We start from the raw sequence: 18,688 nt of genomic DNA on the forward strand, positions 1-18,688 counted from the left end.
GTCCGCACCGCGGATCATGGGCACCGGGGGTTCGACGTGCCGGCTCACGTGCCGGCTCACGTGCCGGCTCACAGCCACGGGGTGACGCGACCGCCGGTCCGGGACCGGCGGTCGGCGGTGCGGCGCAGCAGCCGCGCGGCCTGCAGCAGGGTCAGCGGCCAGAGCAGGGCGAAGCACCACAGCAGGGCGGGGTCCGAGGAGCGGATTCCCATGACGGCGACGAGGGCGGAGGCGACCGCCAGCAGCAGAACGGACAACCGCAGCGGGACGTCGCTGCGCACCCGGCGCATCCGCTGCACCCGGTGCACTCTGCGCATCCGGCGCATCCGGTGCGAGAGCCGCCGGTCCTGCCGGAGCCGAGCCTCGATCTCCAGCAGAACGAGCCGTTCTCGCGGTGACAGGGATATGTCGTCGGGGTGCTCTCGGTCGTGCATGTCGTCCACGGGAACGGCACCTCCCTCGGCCGGCAGGCGGCCCTCGGCTCGCCGCCTGGGCCGAGTTCCCCGAACGACCGAAGCGAAGCGGCCGGCACCTGTGAGAAAGCGGCCGACACCGGTTAGAGGGACAGCCATTCGGGTGATCCGTGATGCCCTGAATCCCCGGAGAATCGGGAAATGCGGGCCCTCAGGGCCTTTGACTCCCGCAGGAGAGGCCATGCGAAGTGGCATCCTGCCGAGGGCCGACACAAACTGAAGCGGGCGCTTCCCGATCAACGGGAAAACGCGTCAGGAGCTTCGGTGACCCAGCCCTCTTCGGGAGATCGAATGGTGGAGCAGCCGCCTGAGGAACATATAAGCGGGCCGGACGAAGCCGCCGTCCAACGGCGCAGCGGAACCGGCCCAGTGGTGGCTGAGGCCGAGCGGGAACTCGCGGACGTCCTCGCGGGTGTCCTCGATACGCAGCGCGTTCCGGTCGACGGCCACTTCTTCACCGACCTCGGCGCCAACTCGCTGGTCATGGCGCAGTTCTGTGCGCGGGTCAGGAAGCGGGACGATCTGCCGTCCCCGTCCATGAAGGACATCTACCGGCATCCCACGATCCGCGGCCTGGCGGCCGCTCTCGTGGAACACGCGCCGGACCCGTCCGGTTCGACGGGCGCCTGCGCAAAGGCGGCGGAACCGGCCCGGCCGCTGCCTCCGGTCGCACGGGCGAGCAGTCTGAAACACTTTCTGTGCGGAGTGGCTCAGTGTGCCGTATTCCTGGTGTATTCGCTCGTCACCGGATTCGTCTCCGCCCGTGGATACGAGTGGATCTCCACCGGTTCGGGACTCGCCGACGTCTATCTGCGGTCCCTGATCTTCGGCGGCATCGCATTCACGGTCATGATCACCGTTCCGGTCCTCGCCAAATGGCTGCTCATCGGCCGCTGGAAACCCGGCGAATTCCCGGTGTGGGGCCTGAAGTACGTGCGTTTCTGGATCGTCAAGGTCCTGCTGCACGCGAACCCGATGGTGTTCCTCGTCGAGAATCCGCTCTACGTGCTCTATCTCCGGCTGCTCGGCGCGCGGATCGGCAAGGGCGTGACGATCCTCTCGCACAGCGTGCCGGTCTGCACCGACCTGCTCACGATCGGCGCCGGGACGGTGATCCGCAAGGACTCCTTCTTCCTCGGCTACCGGGCACACACGGGGCGGATCCAGACCGGCCGGATCACCCTCGGCCGCGAGGTGTTCATCGGCGAGAAGACGGTGCTGGACATCGACACGTCGATGGGTGACGGCGCCCAGCTCGGCCACTCGTCCTCCCTGCACCGCGGGCAGGCGGTGCCGGACGGTGCCCACTGGCACGGTTCGCCGGCGCAGCCCACGCAGACCGAGTACGTACGGGTCGCACCGGCCAGGTGCGGCACGGGACGCCGGACCTGGTTCGGCCTGATGACGCTCGTTCAGCTGTACTTGCTGTACATCCCGCTGGCCGTCGGCGGTGTGTACATGCTGTTCACCCAGGTTCCGGCCATAGGCAAGCGGCTCGACCCGCAGACGTCGTCGCTGTCCCCGTCGCAACTGCTCTCGGACGCGCTGTTCCTGTCCTCCGTGCTGTTCTTCGGCTTCCTGGTCCTCGGTCTTCTCGCCCTGTGCACCCTGCCGAGGCTGGCGGGCCTGGTCGTCAGGCCCGACCGGGTCTACCCGCTCTACGGGCTCCACTTCGCGGTGCACCGGGCGACGGCGCGCATGACGAACATGAAGTTCTTCACCTGGCTGTTCGGCGACAGCTCCTTCATCGTGCACTACCTGCGGGGCATCGGCTACGACCTTTCACAGGTGGAGCAGACGGGGTCGAACTTCGGCACCGAGGTCCAGCACGAGAGCCCGCTCCTGGTCACCGTCGGCACCGGGACGATGATCGCCGACGGGCTCTCCCTCCTCAACGCGGAGTACTCCAGCACGTCCTTCCGGCTGTCCCGGACGGTCATCGGTCCGCGCAACTTCCTGGGGAACAACATCGCCTATCCCGCCGGGGGCCGGACGGGGGACAACTGCCTGCTCGCGACCAAGGTGATGGTCCCGCTCGACGGCGAGGTCCGGGAAGGGGTCGGACTGCTCGGGTCGCCGAGCTTCGAGATCCCCCGCTCCGTCGAGCGTGACGCCCGGTTCGACGACCTCAGGACCGGCGACACCCTGCGCCGTCGCCTCGCCTCGAAGAACCGTTACAACCTGCGCTCGATGGCCCTCATGCTGGGCGCGCGCTGGCTGCACACCTTCGCGCTCACCCTCCTCGCCCTCGCCTCGGTGGACCTGTACGGCGTGGCCGGAGACGTGGTGATCGCCGTGTACCTGGCGCTGACGCTCACGTTGTCCACCGTCCACTACGTGCTGGTGGAACGCTTCGTCACGAGGTTCCGCAGGCTGCAGCCGCAGCTGTGCTCCATCTACGACCCGGTGTTCTGGCGGCACGAGCGCGTGTGGAAGGTGCCGGACCACTACCTCAACCTGTTCAACGGGACCCCCTTCAAGGCGCTCGTCTGGCGGCTGCTGGGCGTGCGCATCGGCCGCAGGGTGTTCGACGACGGCTGCTACCTGACGGAGCGCACGCTCACCACCATCGGTGACGACTGCATGCTGAACGCCGGGAGCAAGATCCAGTGCCACTCGCAGGAGGACGGCACCTTCAAGTCCGCCGAGACCGCGCTAGGTGCCGCCTGCACGCTCGGCGTCGCCGCCCATGTGCACTACGGCGTGACGTTGGGCGACGGCGCGGTGCTGGCGGCCGACTCCTTCCTGATGAAGGGCGAGGAGATGCCGCCGCGCACGCACTGGGGCGGCAACCCGGCCGTGGACATGCCGGAGGCCGCGGGCCCGCCCGCCGGCGACCGGGCCACAGCATCGAACGCGGCCGACGCCCGTGTGGCGACCGCGAGTTGAGGAAGGGCATGCGATGGGAGCGCGGGTGGAAGCGGACCGGGAGTTCTGGAGCCGTGCGCTGACGGCCGGTGGCGCCACGGCGGTGCCGCGGTGGGCCGGGGCGCCCGTGGCGGGCACGGCCGAGGCCGAGGCGCCGGTGCCGGCCGATGTGACGGAAGCGGTGCGCGGGCTGGTGCGGCGGACGGGGGTGCCGGTCAGCGCCCTGCTGCTGGCCGCCCATGCCAAGGTGCTGGCCTCGCTGTCCGGTGAGCAGGAGGTGGTGACGGGGTACGCCGCCGGAGTGCACGGCGAGCCGCTGCCCTGCCGCCTGGCCGTGCCCCCGGCGTCCTGGCGCGCGCTGGTGACGGCCGCACAGCACGCCGAGGCGGAGATGCTGGCGCACCGGGAGTTCCCGGTGGACGAACTGCGCCGGGAACTGGGCCTCGCGGAGCCGTCGTACGAAGTGGTGTTCGGCCCCATGGAGGCCGGGCAGGCCCGCACCGACGACGCCGTCCTGCAGGTGCGCTGGTCCGAGAGCGGCGGACGGCTGGTGCTGCGGCTGCGGTACCGCACCGAGGTGCTCGACGCCGGCAGTGCGGCCCGTATCGCCGACTACCACCTGACGGCGCTCCGCCTGATGACGGCCGACCTGGACGCCGAGCACGCCCGGCAGAGCCTGCTGTCCCCAGACGAGGTCCGCGAGCAGCTGGAAGGACTGGCAGGACCCGTCCGTCCGCTGCCGGACGCGCGGGCGCACGAACTGTTCGAGCAGCGGGTGCGGGCGCATCCGGACGCGGTGGCGGCCGTGCACGGCGAGCGCGCGTGGACGTACGCGGAGCTCAACGGGCGCGCGAACCGGCTGGCGCGGGCGCTGCTGGCGCGGGGGCTGGGCCGGGAGGACGTGGTGGCCGTGGTCACCGAGCGCGGCCTGGACTGGCTGGCCGCCACCCTCGCGGTGTTCAAGGCGGGCGGAGCGTATCTGCCGATCGAGCCGCACTTCCCGGCCGGCCGCGTCCGGGCGACGCTGGCGCGGGCCGGGTGCCGGCTGGTGCTGACCGAGTCCGGCAGCACCCGCACCCTCGACGAGGCGCTGGCCGAACTGCCGGAGTGCGAGAAGCTCCTGATCGAGGCGGCGTACGAGGAACCGCACGCCGACGACGACCTCGGGGTGCGGGTCGACCCCGGCCAACTGGCCTACCTCTTCTTCACGTCCGGCTCCACCGGCGAGCCGAAGGGCGCGATGTGCGAGCACGCGGGCATGCTCAACCACCTCCACGCCAAGATCGACGACCTGGGGATCGGCGAGGGCTCCGTGGTGGCGCAGACCGCCCCGCAGTGCTTCGACATCTCGCTGTGGCAGCTGGTGTCGGCGCTGCTGGTGGGCGGACGGACGCTGCTGGTCGGCCAGGACGTGGTCGTGGACGTGGAGCGGTTCCTCGACACGCTGGTCCGGGGCCGGGCGCAGGTGGCCCAGGTCGTGCCGTCCTATCTGGAGGTCGTGGCCGCGTACCTGGAGCAGCATCCGCGTGAACTGCCGGACCTGCGGTGCGTGTCGGTGACCGGCGAGGCGCTGAAGCGGGAGCTGGTCCAGCGCTGGTTCGCGATCCAGCCGGGCATCAGGCTCGTCAACGCCTACGGGCTGACGGAGACGTCGGACGACACCAACCACGAGGTCATGGACCGCGTGCCCGAACGCGTCCTGCTGGGACGTGCGGTGAACAACGTGCGCGTCTACGTCGTGGACGAGCACCTGTCGCTGGTGCCGCTCGGCGCCCCCGGTCTGATCGCCTTCTCCGGGGTCTGCGTGGGCCGGGGATACGTCAACGATCCCGAGCGGACCCGGGAGGCCTACCGCGAGGACCCGTACCGGCAGGGTGAACGGCTCTACCTCGGCGGTGACTGGGGGCGCTGGCACCCGGGCGGCAAGCTGGAGTTCCTCGGCCGCCGGGACAACCAGGTCAAGATCCGCGGCTTCCGCATCGAGATCGGCGAGATCGAGAACACCCTGCTGCGGGTGCCCGGAGTGCGCGACGGTGCGGTGGTCGCCGCGGAGCGCGGCGGCGGGAACAAGCACCTGATCGCCTTCTACAGCGGCCGGCAGCAGGAGGCGGAGGTGCTGCGGGAGGCGCTGGGCGCCGTCCTGCCCGGCTACATGGTCCCCTCCGCCTTCCACTGGCGAAGCGCTCTGCCGCTGACCGCGAACGGCAAGATCGACCGCAAGGCGCTCACCGCGCTGGCCGAACAGGCGGCGCCGGCCGCGTCCGAGGGCGCCGGACGGGAGCGGGAGGGCGCCCCGCTCACGCCGACCGAGCGGAAACTGGCGGCCTCCTGGGCCGAGCTGCTGGGCGTCCCGGAGCATCACATCGGCCGCGGCGACCACTTCTTCGACTCCGGTGGCACCTCCCTGACGGCCGTCCGGCTCACCATCGCGCTCGACCGCGCCGTGTCCCTCAAGGACATCACCCGGCACCCGGTCCTCGCCGACCTGGCCGCTCTCCTCGACGGGGCCGCCCGCGAGCGGCCGGAACTGCTCCAGCCGCTGGCGCAGCCGGACGGCGTACCGGAGTGCACGCTGGTGTGCTTCCCGTACGCGGGCGGCAACGCGGTCAACTACCAGCCGATGGCGAGCGCGTTGGCCCGCCACGGCACGGCGGTCCTCGCGGTGGACCTGCCCGGCCACGATCTGGCCGCCCGGCGGGAGCCGTTCGCGTCGGTCACCGAGGTCGCGGAGCGGGTGGCCGCCGAGATCGGTGCGCGTGGACTGACCCGGGTGATGGTGTGGGGCCACTCGTCGGGCACCGCGCCGGCCCTGGAGACGGCCCGGCGACTGCAGGAGAGCGGGGTGGAGGTGACGCGGGTGTTCCTCGGCGCGCAGCTGCTCGGCACCGCCGCCGGCCGGCGTGCCGCTCTCGGCGAACTGTCGGGCCGGACCGACACGGAGATCGCCGCCCGGCTCGCCGAGGACGGCGGCTACACCGAGCTCGCCGAGCTGAGCGAGCAGCACGCCGAGCACATCGGAGCCGCCTACCGGCACGACTGCGCCTGCGCCCACCGCTACTTCGGTGCCGCGCTGGAGACGGCGCCGCCGGTGCGGCTGTCCGCGCCGGTCTCGGTGGTCGTCGCCGCCGACGACCCGCACACGGCCGGGTACGCCGAGCACCACCGGGACTGGCTGCTGTTCGCCGAGCAAGTGGAGCTGTGCGAACTCGCGGGCGGCGGGCACTACTTCCCGCGCACCCGCCCGGACGACGCCGTACGGGCCGTCCTGGAGGCCGTCGCCCCGCTGCCCTCCCCCTGAGCCTGCCTTCCCCCTGAGCCTGCCCTCGTTCCGAGTCTGGCCGAGCCCGCAGACGGGCAACCGAAAGGAATCCGAGATGTCGTCCTCATCCCTGGCAGCACCGTTCGAGGTGCAGCCACGACCGGACAGACCGGCGCTGGTGCACGTGGACTCCCCCGGCGACGCGCCGGGCTGGGCGGCCGAGCACCGTGCGGCGCTGCGCGCGCTGGTCACCGAGCACGGGGCGCTGGTCGTCCGCGGCCTGGACCTGCGGCGCACGGACCAGGTCGGTGCGGTCTTCACGCGCCTGGCCGGTGACCTCATGACCGAACGGGAGGCGTTCGCCCCGCGTGAGGCCCACGGCCCGGGGCTGTACTCCTCCACGACCTGGCCGGACAACCAGCCGATGTGCATGCACCACGAGCTGAGCTACGCGCTCGAGGTGCCCGGCCTGATGCTGTTCGCGTGCCTGACCGCGCCCGGAGAGGGCGGGGCGACCGCGGTGGCCGACGCGGAGGCGATGCTCCAGGCGCTGCCCACCGAGCTGACACAGCGGTTCGAGCGCACGGGCTGGATGCTGACCCGCAGTTACAACGACGAGATCGGGGCGTCCCTCGCGGAGTCGTTCGGCACCGACGACCGCGCCGAGATCGAGCGCTACTGCCGTGAGCACGCCATCGACTTCACCTGGCTGGCCGACGGCTCCCTCCACACCGAGCAGCGGCGCCCCGCCGTGGTACGGCACCCGGTCACGGGCCGGCGCTGCTGGTTCAACCAGATCGCCTTCCTCAACGAGTGGACGCTGGCCCCGGAGGTGCGCGAGTACCTGGTGGACGTCTACGGCCCGGAGGGGCTGCCGTTCAACACGCGCTACGGCGACGGCACCCCGATCGGCGAGGACGTCGTCCAGCTCCTCAACGCCACCTACGAGGAGCACACCCGCCGGGAGCCCTGGCAGGCCGGTGACCTGATGCTGGTCGACAACATCCGCACCGCGCACAGCCGGGAGGCCTTCACCGGGGAGCGCCAGGTCCTGGTCGGCATGGCCGAGCCGCAACGGCCCGCCGACGGCGGCCAGGCCGCGAAGGAGGGTGCGCGATGACCGACGTGCTCTCCTCGCCCGATCCGGCGGCCGCGGCGCACCGGCACGCGGTGCCGACGTTCTCGGTGATCCCCGGGGCGCAGGTGCAACAGGCGCTCGAGGGACGCGAGAAGCAGATCGTGGAGCTGGTCGAGGCCACCTACCGGCTGCACGGCGCCGGGGACTCGGTCAACCCGCCGTCGTACTTCCTGCGCTTCCCCGACCGTCCCACGGCGCGGATCATCGCGCTGCCGGCGTCCGTGGGCGGCTCGGTGCACGTGGACGGCCTGAAGTGGATCTCCAGCTTTCCGGACAACGTGGAGGCCGGACTGCCCCGGGCCTCCGCGGTCCTGATCCTCAACGATCCGGGCACGGGCTACCCGTTCGCCTGTCTGGAGAGCTCCGTCATCAGCGCGACGAGGACCGCGGCGTCCGCGGTGCTGGCGGCCGACCGGCTCAGCCGCACCCGCGCCCGCCCCACCCGCGTCGGCTTCTTCGGCACGGGCCTGATCGCCCGCTACATCCACACCTTCCTCGCCGGCACCGGCTGGTCGTTCGACGCGATCGGCGTGTACGACGTGTCCGAGGCCAGCACCACCGGCTTCTGCGGCTATCTGGGACAGTCGGGCACCACCGCCCAGGTCACCGTGCACGACAGCCCCGAGGAACTGATCCGCTCCAGCGACCTGGTGGTCTTCGCCACCATCGCCGGCAAGCCCCACGTCAGCGACCCGGGCCTGTTCAGCCACAACCCGCTGGTGCTGCACGTGTCGCTGCGCGACCTCGCCCCCGAGGTCCTGCTGGCCTCGGCCAACTTCGTCGACGACGTGGACCACTGCCTGAAGGCGGACACCTCGCCCCACCTCGTCGAACAGCGCACCGGCGACCGGGACTTCCTGAACGGCACGCTCTACGACGTGCTGGTCGGGCGGGCCGCCCCGCCCGCCGACCGCCCAGTGATCTTCTCCCCCTTCGGACTCGGCGTGCTCGATCTCGCCGTCGGCAAGTACGTCTACGACGAAGTGGCGCGCGGCGGGAACCTCCGCCTCATCGACGACTTCTTCCACGACCTGCGCCGCTACGGCTGAGGCCGCCGCCTTGGTATCAGGAGGCCACGTTGCCCGTCATAACCGCTCCGCACGCCTTCAACGAGGGCAATCTCTTCGTCGACCTCGAGTCGATCTTCGGTTATCCCCTCTACCTGAAGTGTGAGGGTTTCAATTTCGCCGGCTCCATCAAGCTGAAGGCGGCGAACGAGATGGTGGAGAGTGCCGAGCGCGACGGTGTCCTGACGCCGGATTCGATCCTCGTCGAATCCTCCTCCGGAAACCTGGGCGTGGCGCTCAGCATGATCGCCGCGAGCAAGGGCTACCGGTTCCTGTGCGTGACGGACTCCCGTTGCAATCTGTCGACCCGGCTGCTGATGGAGGCGCTCGGCAGCCAGGTCCATGTCGTGGCAGGCCTGGACGCCAACGGCGGCTTCCTCGGCACGCGGATCGACTACGTCCGTTCGCTGTGCGCGTCCGACGACCGCTACGTGTGGCTCAGCCAGTACACGAACGCGGGCAACTGGCGGGCACACTTCCGCACCACGGGACCGGAGATCGCCGACAACTTCCCGCAGTTGGACGTGCTGTTCGTCGGGGCGGGCACCACCGGGACCCTGATGGGCTGCGCGCGCTACTTCCGGCAGTGGCACCGGCCGGTCCGGATCGTCGCGGTGGACAGTGTGGGTTCGGTGGCCTTCGGCGGCAAGCCGGGCCGCCGGATGATCCCCGGCCTGGGCATGAGCATGCGTCCGCCGCTGCTCGACGAGTCCTTCGTGGACGAGGTGATCCGGGTGGAGGAGGCGGACACCATCCGCGCCTGTCACCGCATGGCCCGACGGGGCTTCCTGTTCGGCGGCTCCACGGGCACGGTGGTCAGCGGTGCCACGGACTGGCTGGCCCGGCACGACGCCCATGACGTCACCGCGGTGGCCATCGCACCGGATCTGGGCGAGCGCTACCTCGACACCATCTACCAGACCAACTGGCTGCAGGACCTGTACGGCGACCAGATCCTCGACCCGGCCCACATGAGCACGACCGCCTCCCGGCCGGCCGAGCGGCCGGACACGCCGCCGCCGGGTCACCGCGAGGAACCGTAGCGAGGCCTCCCCTCGCCACGGTCCGACAAGGCCGGTGCCCGCTGCCGCGGGTGCCGGCCTTGTCGGGTGCGGTCACGGCGGTCATGGCGGCCGCCCGGAAATCCGGGGCTGCGGCACACATGACCTTCCGCGCCGCAAGGTCGATACTGAGGAGCGGGACGCCCGTCGTCCGCCACTGGCCGCAGGTGGCTCGACCAGCGAAAACACCATAGGAGACACCCATGAGGATGCTGATCAACGTCCCGGAGACCGTGGTGGCGGACGCGCTGCGCGGAATGGCTGCCGCCTATCCCGATCTGACCGTGGACGTGGAGAACCGAGTGATCGTGCGACGGGACGCTCCCGTGGCCGGGCAGGTCGCGCTGGTGTCGGGCGGCGGATCGGGGCACGAGCCGCTGCACGGCGGATTCGTCGGCCCGGGCATGCTCACCGCCGCCTGTCCCGGTGAGGTGTTCACCTCGCCGGTGCCCGACCAGATGGCACGCGCCGCGGCGGCCGTGGACAGCGGGGCCGGAGTGCTGTTCGTGGTGAAGAACTACACCGGTGACGTGCTGAACTTCGACATGGCGGCCGAACTCGCCGAGGACGAGGGCATCCAGGTCGGCAAGGTCCTGGTCAACGACGACGTGGCGGTCACCGACAGCCTGTACACGGCCGGCCGGCGCGGCACCGGTGCCACCCTGTTCGTGGAGAAGATCGCGGGTGCCGCCGCGGCCGAGGGGCAGCCGCTGGAGCGGGTGGAGGCCATCGGCCGCCAGGTGAACGAGAACGCCCGCAGCTTCGGTGTGGCGCTCAGCGCCTGTACGACCCCGGCGAAGGGCAGCCCCACCTTCGATCTGCCGGACGGGGAGCTGGAGTTGGGCATCGGCATCCACGGCGAGCCGGGCCGGGAGCGGCGGCCGATGATGACCTCCGGGGAGATCGCCGACTTCGCGGTGCACGCGATCCTGGAGGACATGCCGCCGCGCGGCCCGGTGCTGGTGCTGGTCAACGGCATGGGCGCCACCCCGCTGCTGGAACTGTTCGGCTTCAACGCCGAGGTGCAGCGGGTGCTGTCCGAGCGCGGGGTGGCCGTGGCCCGCACCCTCGTCGGCAACTACGTCACCTCCCTGGACATGGCGGGCGCCTCGGTGACGCTGTGTCAGGTGGACGAGGAACTGCTGCGGTTGTGGGACGCGCCGGTGAAGACCCCTGCGCTGCGCTGGGGGATGTGATACGGCGGACGAGGCGATCCTCTCCCCGGCACGCCGCTCGACAGCCCCTCTCACGCTAGGAGATCCAGTGCTCGACGCCGACTTCTTCCGCCGTTGGATGGCGGCGACCGCCGTGTCCGTCGACCGCGAGGCGGAGCGGCTCACCGCCCTCGACTCGGCCATCGGCGACGCCGACCACGGCAGCAATCTGCAGCGCGGGTTCACGGCCGTGGCGGCCGGGCTGGAGAAGGAGGCGCCGGACACCCCGGGTGCCGTCCTGACCCTCGCCGGACGCCAGCTGATCTCGACCGTCGGCGGCGCGTCCGGGCCGCTGTACGGCACCCTGCTGCGCCGGGCGGGCAAGGCGCTCGGTGACGCCGCCGAGGTCGACGTGGAGCAACTGGCCCAGGCGCTGCGGGCGGGCGTGGACGGGGTGATGGCGCTCGGCGGGGCGGCGCCCGGCGACAAGACCATGATCGACGCCCTGGCGCCGGCCGTGGACGCGCTCACGGACGGCTTCGCCGCCGCGCGGGCCGCCGCCGAGGAGGGCGCGCAGGCCACGACCCCGCTGCAGGCCCGCAAGGGCCGGGCGAGCTATCTCGGGGAGCGCAGCATCGGTCACCAGGACCCGGGAGCCACCTCGTCGGCGCTGCTGATCGCCGCGCTGGCCGAGACGGCGGAGGCCGGCGGTGAGTGAGGAGAAGCTGGTCGGGATCGTGCTGGTGTCGCACAGCGCGGAGGTGGCCGCTTCGGTCGCCGAGCTGGCGAAGGGTCTGGCGGGCGGGGACACGGCGGTGGCCGTGGCCCCCGCGGGCGGCACCGAGGGCGGTGGGCTCGGCACCAGCGCCGAGCTGATCGCCGCCGCGGCGGCCTCGGTCGACCGGGGCGCCGGGGTCGCGTTGCTCACCGACCTCGGCAGCGCCGTGCTCACCGTGAAGGCGCTGCTCGCCGAGGGCGACGAACTGCCTGAGGGGTCCCGGCTGGTGGACGCCCCGTTCGTGGAGGGCGCGGTGGCCGCCGTGGTGACCGCGGCCACGGGCGCCGATCTGGACGCGGTGCAGGCCGCGGCGACGGAGGCGTACGCCTACCGCAAGGTCTGACCGCGTCGGGGTGCGGCGGGGGCGGGGCCCGGTGGCTCACTTGTTCATGAGGAGCAGTCTGGCCAGCCGCTCTCCGGTGGCGACCGCCGCCGCGTGGTCCTCGAGGGGGTTCACCCGGGAGTTCTTGAAGACGATGTAGGTGACGCCGGAGGCCACACCGCCGTCGCGCGGGTCGGGCCGGATGCCGAGGGCCCGGGCGGTGGCGTACGACGCCTCGCCGATGACGTCGCGCGGGCCGGTGTCGCCGACCACCGCGTACTGCACCCGGCCCCGGTAGACGACCGCGGCGACGGAACCGCCGGGGACGCCGGCCGCGCGGTGGTCCCAGATGCGGCTGGGGGGCGGGACCACGATGTAGGGCAGCTTCTCGGCCTTCAGATGGCGGCCGTCGGACTGCTGGAAGGCGGTGGCGGCGGCGAACGACGGGTCGGCACGGCGGTTGCAGTGCGCGCTGGTCCGCCCGTCGCAGTCGACGTCCAGGTCGGCCTTCCAGTACACGGCGTCCTGGGTTCCGCAGACGGGGACGGTCGCGGGACGGTCGGCGTCGGTGCGGTACCGGCCGCGGGAGACCTGGTGGCACTCGCCCAGCCGGGTCAGCAGGTCGGCCGCGGCCACGGCACCCTCGCTGTGGACCGCGGGCCGCTGTCGGGGCTGTACGGCGCCGGCCGTGTCGGGCAGCGCGGCCGGGGCGAGCAAGGCGGCGCCGGCCGCGGCCAGCGTCAGCGACGGGACACGCACGATGAGGGACCCTCTCCTCGGGGACTGGGGAATGTGCCGCCCACTGTGGTGCGGCCGCGGGTGCGTGGTCGTCGGGGCCGCCCCGAAGGAGGCCGGATGGAGCACTTCTGACACCCCGTCAGGTGACAACCGGGCACGAGGGCGGTTGGGGCGGCGGGAATGGCGGCGGCCGGGCGGGGCGGCAGCCGGGCCGGGGGCGGCACGAGAGAAGGACCACAGGGGCCGGGAACCCGGACCGGCCTTTCGTCCGGGTCCCCCGGCCACCCGCGTCGGCGCGGGACCGGCGACGACAGCGTGTCCGCGCCACCGGCCGAACTCCTCTGTGGTTCCGGGCAGTTCAGCCGCAGGAAGCCTCAGCATACGTAACTCCCGGGGAGGGTCACCAACGCGGCCCTCTTGATGCGGCCACACCCGGCGGGCCATATTGGTCCGGACCTTTGCGTGATGCCGATGCCGTCCCCGGGGAGGCAGAGCCGTGCGACGCGTTCCCCTGCCGCCCGTGCTGGTCTGCGCGGCCCTGCTGCTCGTCGCCTCCTGCGGCTGGAGCCGGGCCGACGGCGACGACGGGCGGGCGCCCGGCGCGCCGACCGGCGTCACCGCCGCTGCGGGCAGCGCCACGACCGTGCACGTGATGTGGAACGCGCTGGCGGACGGTCCCCGCATCCGCTCCTACGAGGTGTACCGCGGCACCGCGAAAGCGGAGGAGGTGCCGGGTTCCGAGCACATGGTGGACGTCGTCGGGCTCAGGCCGTCCACCATGTACGCCTTCACCGTGCGGGCCCGCGACACCGAAGGCCGTCTGGGCCCGCCGAGCCGGGCGGTACGGGCGCGGACGCCGGCCCGGGTGGCGGCCGACCGCTCGGCACCCACGCGGCCGGAGCGCCTCGCCGGACGGGTCGTCGGCAGCCGCGCCGTCCAGCTGTCCTGGGCCGCGTCCCGGGACGACCGGGGCGTGGTGTCGTACGACGTCTACCAGGGCGACGCCGAGATCCACGCCGTCGGCGGGCGGCAGACCGCGACCGTGGTCACCGGGCTGCGCCCCGGCACCGCCTATGTCTTCACCGTGCGGGCCCGGGACGCCGCCGACAACCTCTCCCCCGCGAGCGGTACCGTCCGGCTCACCACGCCGGGCACCGACGACGGCCGGAACACGGCGCCCACCGGCTTCACGGCCGCGACCCACCGGGCCGCGGGCGCCTGCTACGTCGACCTGTCCTGGGACCCCCCGCCCGTGGACGGGGTGATCACCGAGTACCGGATCCAGCTCGACGGCACCGCGGCCACCTCGCTGGTGTGGGGCGGCACACCGCCGCACGGGCGGGCCCGCTACAGCTTCTACGTGGGCCGGACCGCCGGGCAGGAGCACCGGGTGCGGCTGCGGGCGCGGCTGCCGGACGGCACCTGGGGCGGCTGGACGGCCGAGCGCACGGTGACCACGGGCGGCTGACGGTCGCGGCCCGGCGGCGTGCCCCCGTGCGCCGGACGAACGAACACGTCACCTGGCCGGACGTCGCCCGGGTGCGGGGGCGGCCCGGGCGGCGTTGGCTGCTGGCGAGGCAGCACGGGCGTTCCCCGACCCTCGGCGGCGCATGGGACGTACCGCCGACCGTGCCGCCGGAGGCCCCAGCCCATGCACGACTCGCGACTCCTCCTCCGGTCCGGCCTGACACTGGCGGCCGCCGCCGCGCTCCCGGCCGCGCTCGCCGGGCCGTCCGCCGCGGCCTCGGGCATCTCCGTCGGCGCCACCGGCTCCACCGTCTCCGTGGTCACCGGCGCGTGCGGCGGGATCAACGGCGGCGGGGGCACCGCGGCCCTGCTCGGCAGCGGCCAGGCGAACTTCACCCAGGGCCGCCAGGTGGCCCTGTCGGGCACGGCCGTCAGCCAGTCCGCCGCCTGGTCCCGGGTGAGCCCGGGGACGTACACGGTGGTCGTGGTGTGCTCCGGCGGTACGACGGCCGGCTTGCAGTCGGTGACCGTCGCCCCGCCCCCGTCGCCGACGATCTCGCCGACGTCCAGGCCGGCGCCGTCCCGGGGCGTGACGGGCGGCATCGGCGGTGCCGCCCGCGACTACGGCCCGCTGACCCTGGGCGTCGGCGCGGCCCTGGTCGGCGCCGGTGTCCTCGCCGCGGGCCGGGTGCTGCGCCGCCGCCCGAAGCCGTACCGGCTCTGAACGGCGCTCAGTCGGCGTCCGGCAGTTCGGCGAACTCGGCCAGGGCGCGGGCGAGCCACCCGGTCCAGAAGGTCTCCAGGTCGATGCCCGCCCGCAGGACCAGATGGCGCAGCCGGTCCTGCGGGGCGTCCCGGTCCGGCGGGAAGTCGCGCGTCTCGATCTCCTGATACTCGGCCAGCTGCCGCCGGTGCAGCTCCAGATGGCGGCGCAGGTCGGCCTCCAGGCCTCCGGTGCCGACCACGGCCGCCGCGCGCAGCCGCAGCAGGAGCGTGTCCCGCAGCGGCTTGGGGTCCTGCGCGGCGGCCGTCCAGCGCGCCAGTTCGGCGCGGCCCGCCGGCAGCACCTCGTAGCTCTTCTTCTGCCCGCGGGCCGGCTGTTCGGTGGGCAGTGCGCGGATGAGGCCCTCGGCCTCCAGCCTCCCCAGCTCCCGGTAGATCTGCTGGTGCGTCGCGGACCAGAAGTAACCGATCGACTTGTCGAACCGGCGGGTCAGCTCCAGCCCCGACGAGGGCTTTTCCAGCAGGGCGGTGAGGATCGCGTGCGGGAGGGACATGGGCTCATCCTAGGGACGGGCTGTCAGCGGGACGCGCGGCACCGGATCACAGCGCCGCCGCCAGCTCCGTCCCCTGCTTGATGGCGCGCTTGGCGTCCAGCTCGGCGGCGACGTCCGCGCCGCCGATCAGGTGGGCGCTGCGCCCGGCGGCCACCAGCTCCTCGTACAGGCCGCGGCGCGGCTCCTGCCCGGTGCACAGCACCACGGTGTCGACCTCGAGGACCGTGCTCTCCTCGCCGACGGTGATGTGCAGTCCGGCGTCGTCGATCCGGTCGTAGCGCACGCCCGGGACCATGGTGACGCCGCGGTGCTTGAGCTCGGTGCGGTGGATCCAGCCGGTGGTCTTGCCGAGGCCGGCGCCGACCTTGCTGGTCTTGCGCTGCAGCAGGTGGACCTGGCGGGGCGGGGCGGACCGCTCGGGCACGGCGAGGCCGCCCGGCGCGCGGTAGTCCATGTCGACGCCCCAGGCGCGGAAGTACGTCTCCGGGTCCTCGCTCGCCTTGTCGCCGCCGTCGGTCAGGTACTCGGCCACGTCGAAGCCGATGCCGCCCGCGCCGAGGACGGCGACGCGGTCGCCGACGGTGGCGCCGCCCTGCAGCACGTCCAGGTAGCCGACGACGCGGGGGTGGTCGACGCCGGGGATGTCGGGGGTGCGCGGGGTGACTCCGGTGGCGACGACGACCTCGTCGTAGCCGTCCAGGTCGGACGCGGCGACCCAGGTGTCCAGGCGTACGTCGACGCCGTGGGCGTCGAGCTGGTGGCGGAAGTAGCGCAGCGTCTCGTCGAACTCCTGCTTGCCGGGGACCTTGCGGGCGACGTTGAGCTGGCCGCCGATCTCGCTCGCGGCGTCGAACAGCGTCACGTCGTGGCCCACCTCGGCGGCGCTGACGGCGCAGGCCAGCCCGGCGGGGCCGGCGCCGACGACGGCGACGCGCTTCTTGCGGCGGGTCGGCGCGAGCACCAGTTCGGTCTCGTGGCAGGCGCGCGGGTTCACCAGGCAGGAGGTGATCTTGCCGCTGAAGGTGTGGTCGAGGCAGGCCTGGTTGCAGCCGATGCAGGTGTTGATGGCCTCGGGCGTGCCGGCGGCGGCCTTGGCGACGAAGTCGGCGTCGGCGAGCATCGGCCGGGCCATGGACACCATGTCCGCGTACCCCTCGGCCAGCAACTCCTCGGCCAGCTCGGGGGTGTTGATGCGGTTGGTGGTCACCAGCGGCACGGACACCTCGCCCATCAGCTTCTTGGTGACCCAGGTGTAGGCGCCGCGCGGCACGGAGGTGGCGATGGTGGGGATCCGCGCCTCGTGCCAGCCGATACCGGTGTTGATGATGGTCGCCCCGGCGGCCTCGACGGCCTTGGCGAGGGTGACGACCTCCGCCAGCGACGAGCCGCCGGGGACGAGGTCCAGCATGGAGAGCCGGTAGATGATGATGAAGTCCTCGCCGACGGCCTCGCGCACCCGCTTGACGATCTCGACGGGGAAGCGCATCCGGTTCTCGTAGGAGCCGCCCCAGCGGTCGGTGCGCCGGTTGGTCTGCGCGGCGATGAACTCGTTGATGAGGTAGCCCTCGGAGCCCATGATCTCCACGCCGTCGTAGCCGGCCTGCCGGGCCAGCCGGGCGGCGCGGGCGTAGTCGCCGATGGTGCGCTCGACGTCGGCGTCGGTGAGCTGGCGCGGCGCGAAGGGGCTGATCGGCGCCTGCAGCGGGCTCGGCGCGACCAGGTCCTGGTGGTAGGCGTACCGGCCGAAGTGCAGGATCTGCATCGCGATCCGGCCGCCCTCGCGGTGCACGGCGTCGGTGACCGCCTTGTGCTGCTCGGCCTCCGCCTCGGTGGTGAGCCTGGCGCCGCCCTCGTACGGCCGCCCCTCGTCGTTGGGCGCGATGCCGCCGGTGACGATGAGCCCCACTCCGCCGCGTGCGCGGGCCGCGTAGAACGCCGCCATCCGCTCGAAGCCGCGCTCGGCCTCCTCGAGACCGACGTGCATGGAGCCCATGAGCACACGGTTGGGCAGCGTGGTGAAGCCCAGGTCGAGCGGGGTCAGCAGATGCGGGTAACGGCTCATCGGGCCCTCCGTACGCGGTGTCGTCGCCTCTTGTTGTAGAGGAAGCGCGCGCCGTTGTGCAACTAGTTGCATAAACCGGAGGGGTGACACGGAGCATTCTGTACCTACTAGTATGTACAACAGCTCGGATCTCCGGCCCGAAAGGACGTCCCCCCATGCCCTTCGTCCGCATCGACGCGTTCGGCACCGAACCGGACCGCCTCGCCGCCCTGGGCGACGCCGTGCAGGACGCCCTGGTCGAGACGCTCGGTGTCCCGTCCGACGACCGCTTCCAGGTGCTGACGGCACACGACGGCGTGCGCAGCACCCTGCGGTACGACAGCCATCTGGGGCTGCCGAAGGACGAGTCGACGGTGTTCGTGGCGATCACCATGCGCGCCGGACGCGCCCCGGAGCGGAAGCGGGCGCTGTACCGCCGGATCGCCGAGCTGGTCCATGAGCGCACCGGCACCGCGCCGCACGACGTCGTCGTCACCGTCACCGAGAACGCGTCCGTCGACTGGTCCTTCGGCGACGGGCAGGCGCAGTACGCCCCGGCCGACGGGGAGCCGGCCGGGGCGTAGAGGGCGTGGTGCCGGTGTGTCAGCGGCTCTCCAGCCGCAGGTGCAGGTCCCTCTCCTGGTCGCCGGAGGCCGTGCAGGTCTCCTCCACGGCGAACATCGAGTCCAGGGTGGTGCGGAACCGGTCCACGGCCCAGTACCCGCCCTGCACGTCCGCCTGGACGGGCGACTGCAGGTGGACGGGCGGGCAGCCCTGCTCGTGGGAGGCCGCGACGTCGTACGTGCCGAGCCAGACCATGGGACGGGTCTCATGGAGCTGCTGCGGCACCTCGTCCGCGCCCCGGTCGGACTCGAAGCAGGTCCTCAGTGCGTCGAAGACGAGACGGGCGTCCTCCTTGGAGCATCCGCTGATCTCCACCGTGACGGTTTCGGGGTGCGACCGCTTGTCGTTCGCCATTGATCGCTCCTTTCGTGGCCGCGCTGCGGTGGAACGGGGTACCCCGCCGAACCGCGTCCATCCTCAG

16 protein-coding genes are annotated in these 18,688 nt (G+C 72.4%); 11 read left to right on the forward strand and 5 right to left on the reverse strand.

The genetic code is table 11. The features are described 5' to 3' along the window. Nucleotides 1–68: 68 nt before the first annotated feature. On the reverse strand, nt 69–434 hold the full coding sequence (locus AB0N17_RS20540; protein WP_366012963.1) for a DUF3040 domain-containing protein: 366 nt from the start codon (nt 432–434) through the stop codon (nt 69–71). A 330-nt stretch (nt 435–764) separates the two neighbouring features. Here AB0N17_RS20540 and AB0N17_RS20545 point away from each other — a divergent pair, with 330 nt between their 5' ends. From AB0N17_RS20545 to AB0N17_RS20580, 8 genes are all read left to right on the forward strand, one after another. Then, a complete protein-coding gene (locus tag AB0N17_RS20545) occupies nt 765–3,362 on the forward strand; it encodes a Pls/PosA family non-ribosomal peptide synthetase (protein WP_366012819.1) in 2,598 nt (865 codons plus the stop codon). A 13-nt stretch (nt 3,363–3,375) separates the two neighbouring features. Continuing rightward, entirely contained in the window at nt 3,376–6,639 is a 3,264-nt protein-coding gene (locus AB0N17_RS20550; RefSeq protein WP_366012820.1) for an amino acid adenylation domain-containing protein, read from the forward strand. Nucleotides 6,640–6,715: 76 nt separating this feature from the next. Next, nucleotides 6,716–7,720: a TauD/TfdA family dioxygenase gene (locus AB0N17_RS20555; protein WP_366012822.1), complete on the forward strand. Its 1,005-nt coding sequence runs from the start codon at nt 6,716–6,718 to the stop codon at nt 7,718–7,720. Continuing rightward, complete coding sequence (gene sbnB / locus AB0N17_RS20560) at nt 7,717–8,787, forward strand: 2,3-diaminopropionate biosynthesis protein SbnB (protein WP_366012823.1); 1,071 nt, start codon at nt 7,717–7,719, stop codon at nt 8,785–8,787. Before AB0N17_RS20555 ends, sbnB begins: the two co-directional genes overlap by 4 nt. Before the next feature lie 29 nt (nt 8,788–8,816). Further along, nucleotides 8,817–9,848, forward strand: a complete 1,032-nt coding sequence (sbnA, locus tag AB0N17_RS20565) for a 2,3-diaminopropionate biosynthesis protein SbnA (protein WP_366012825.1) — start codon at nt 8,817–8,819, stop codon at nt 9,846–9,848. Between the two features lie 221 nt (nt 9,849–10,069). Then, nucleotides 10,070–11,062, forward strand: coding sequence for a dihydroxyacetone kinase subunit DhaK (gene dhaK / locus AB0N17_RS20570; protein ID WP_366012826.1), 993 nt, complete (start codon nt 10,070–10,072; stop codon nt 11,060–11,062). Nucleotides 11,063–11,129: 67 nt separating this feature from the next. Then, nucleotides 11,130–11,738 (forward strand): dihydroxyacetone kinase subunit DhaL, encoded by a 609-nt coding sequence (dhaL, locus tag AB0N17_RS20575; protein WP_366012827.1) that lies wholly within the window; start codon nt 11,130–11,132, stop codon nt 11,736–11,738. Next, nucleotides 11,731–12,141 carry a PTS fructose transporter subunit IIA gene (locus AB0N17_RS20580; RefSeq protein ID WP_366012828.1) on the forward strand — a complete coding sequence of 137 codons (411 nt, stop codon included), beginning with the start codon at nt 11,731–11,733 and terminating at the stop codon, nt 12,139–12,141. The genes dhaL and AB0N17_RS20580 overlap by 8 nt, the downstream gene beginning before the upstream one ends. A gap of 36 nt (nt 12,142–12,177) precedes the next feature. Here AB0N17_RS20580 and AB0N17_RS20585 read toward each other — a convergent pair whose 3' ends face one another. Next, nucleotides 12,178–12,879: a glycoside hydrolase family 75 protein gene (locus AB0N17_RS20585; RefSeq protein WP_366012829.1), complete on the reverse strand. Its 702-nt coding sequence runs from the start codon at nt 12,877–12,879 to the stop codon at nt 12,178–12,180. Nucleotides 12,880–13,354: 475 nt separating this feature from the next. On the opposite strand from AB0N17_RS20585, the gene AB0N17_RS20590 reads away from it, so the two are divergent. Together AB0N17_RS20590 and AB0N17_RS20595 are read left to right on the forward strand one after the other, a co-directional pair. Next, nucleotides 13,355–14,326 carry a fibronectin type III domain-containing protein gene (locus tag AB0N17_RS20590; RefSeq protein ID WP_366012830.1) on the forward strand — a complete coding sequence of 324 codons (972 nt, stop codon included), beginning with the start codon at nt 13,355–13,357 and terminating at the stop codon, nt 14,324–14,326. A gap of 183 nt (nt 14,327–14,509) precedes the next feature. Beyond that, on the forward strand, nt 14,510–15,049 hold the full coding sequence (locus AB0N17_RS20595) for a hypothetical protein (RefSeq protein WP_366012832.1): 540 nt from the start codon (nt 14,510–14,512) through the stop codon (nt 15,047–15,049). A 7-nt stretch (nt 15,050–15,056) separates the two neighbouring features. On the opposite strand, the gene AB0N17_RS20600 is transcribed toward AB0N17_RS20595, so the two are convergent. Beyond that, a complete protein-coding gene (locus tag AB0N17_RS20600) occupies nt 15,057–15,602 on the reverse strand; it encodes a PadR family transcriptional regulator (protein ID WP_366012833.1) in 546 nt (181 codons plus the stop codon). Nucleotides 15,603–15,648: 46 nt separating this feature from the next. Next, nucleotides 15,649–17,664 (reverse strand): NADPH-dependent 2,4-dienoyl-CoA reductase, encoded by a 2,016-nt coding sequence (locus tag AB0N17_RS20605; protein WP_366012834.1) that lies wholly within the window; start codon nt 17,662–17,664, stop codon nt 15,649–15,651. Between the two features lie 155 nt (nt 17,665–17,819). Here AB0N17_RS20605 and AB0N17_RS20610 point away from each other — a divergent pair, with 155 nt between their 5' ends. Beyond that, entirely contained in the window at nt 17,820–18,227 is a 408-nt protein-coding gene (locus AB0N17_RS20610) for a tautomerase family protein (protein ID WP_366012836.1), read from the forward strand. 19 nt (nt 18,228–18,246) lie between these two features. Here the strand turns inward: AB0N17_RS20610 and AB0N17_RS20615 are convergent, their stop codons facing one another. Next, the gene (locus AB0N17_RS20615) at nt 18,247–18,621 is read right to left on the reverse strand and encodes a hypothetical protein (protein WP_366012838.1); all 375 of its coding nucleotides are present in this window, start codon (nt 18,619–18,621) and stop codon (nt 18,247–18,249) included. Between the last annotated feature and the right edge of the window lie 67 nt (nt 18,622–18,688).

This window comes from Streptomyces sp. NPDC051133, from assembly GCF_040682635.1.
In the GTDB taxonomy this organism is placed as follows: domain Bacteria; phylum Actinomycetota; class Actinomycetes; order Streptomycetales; family Streptomycetaceae; genus Streptomyces.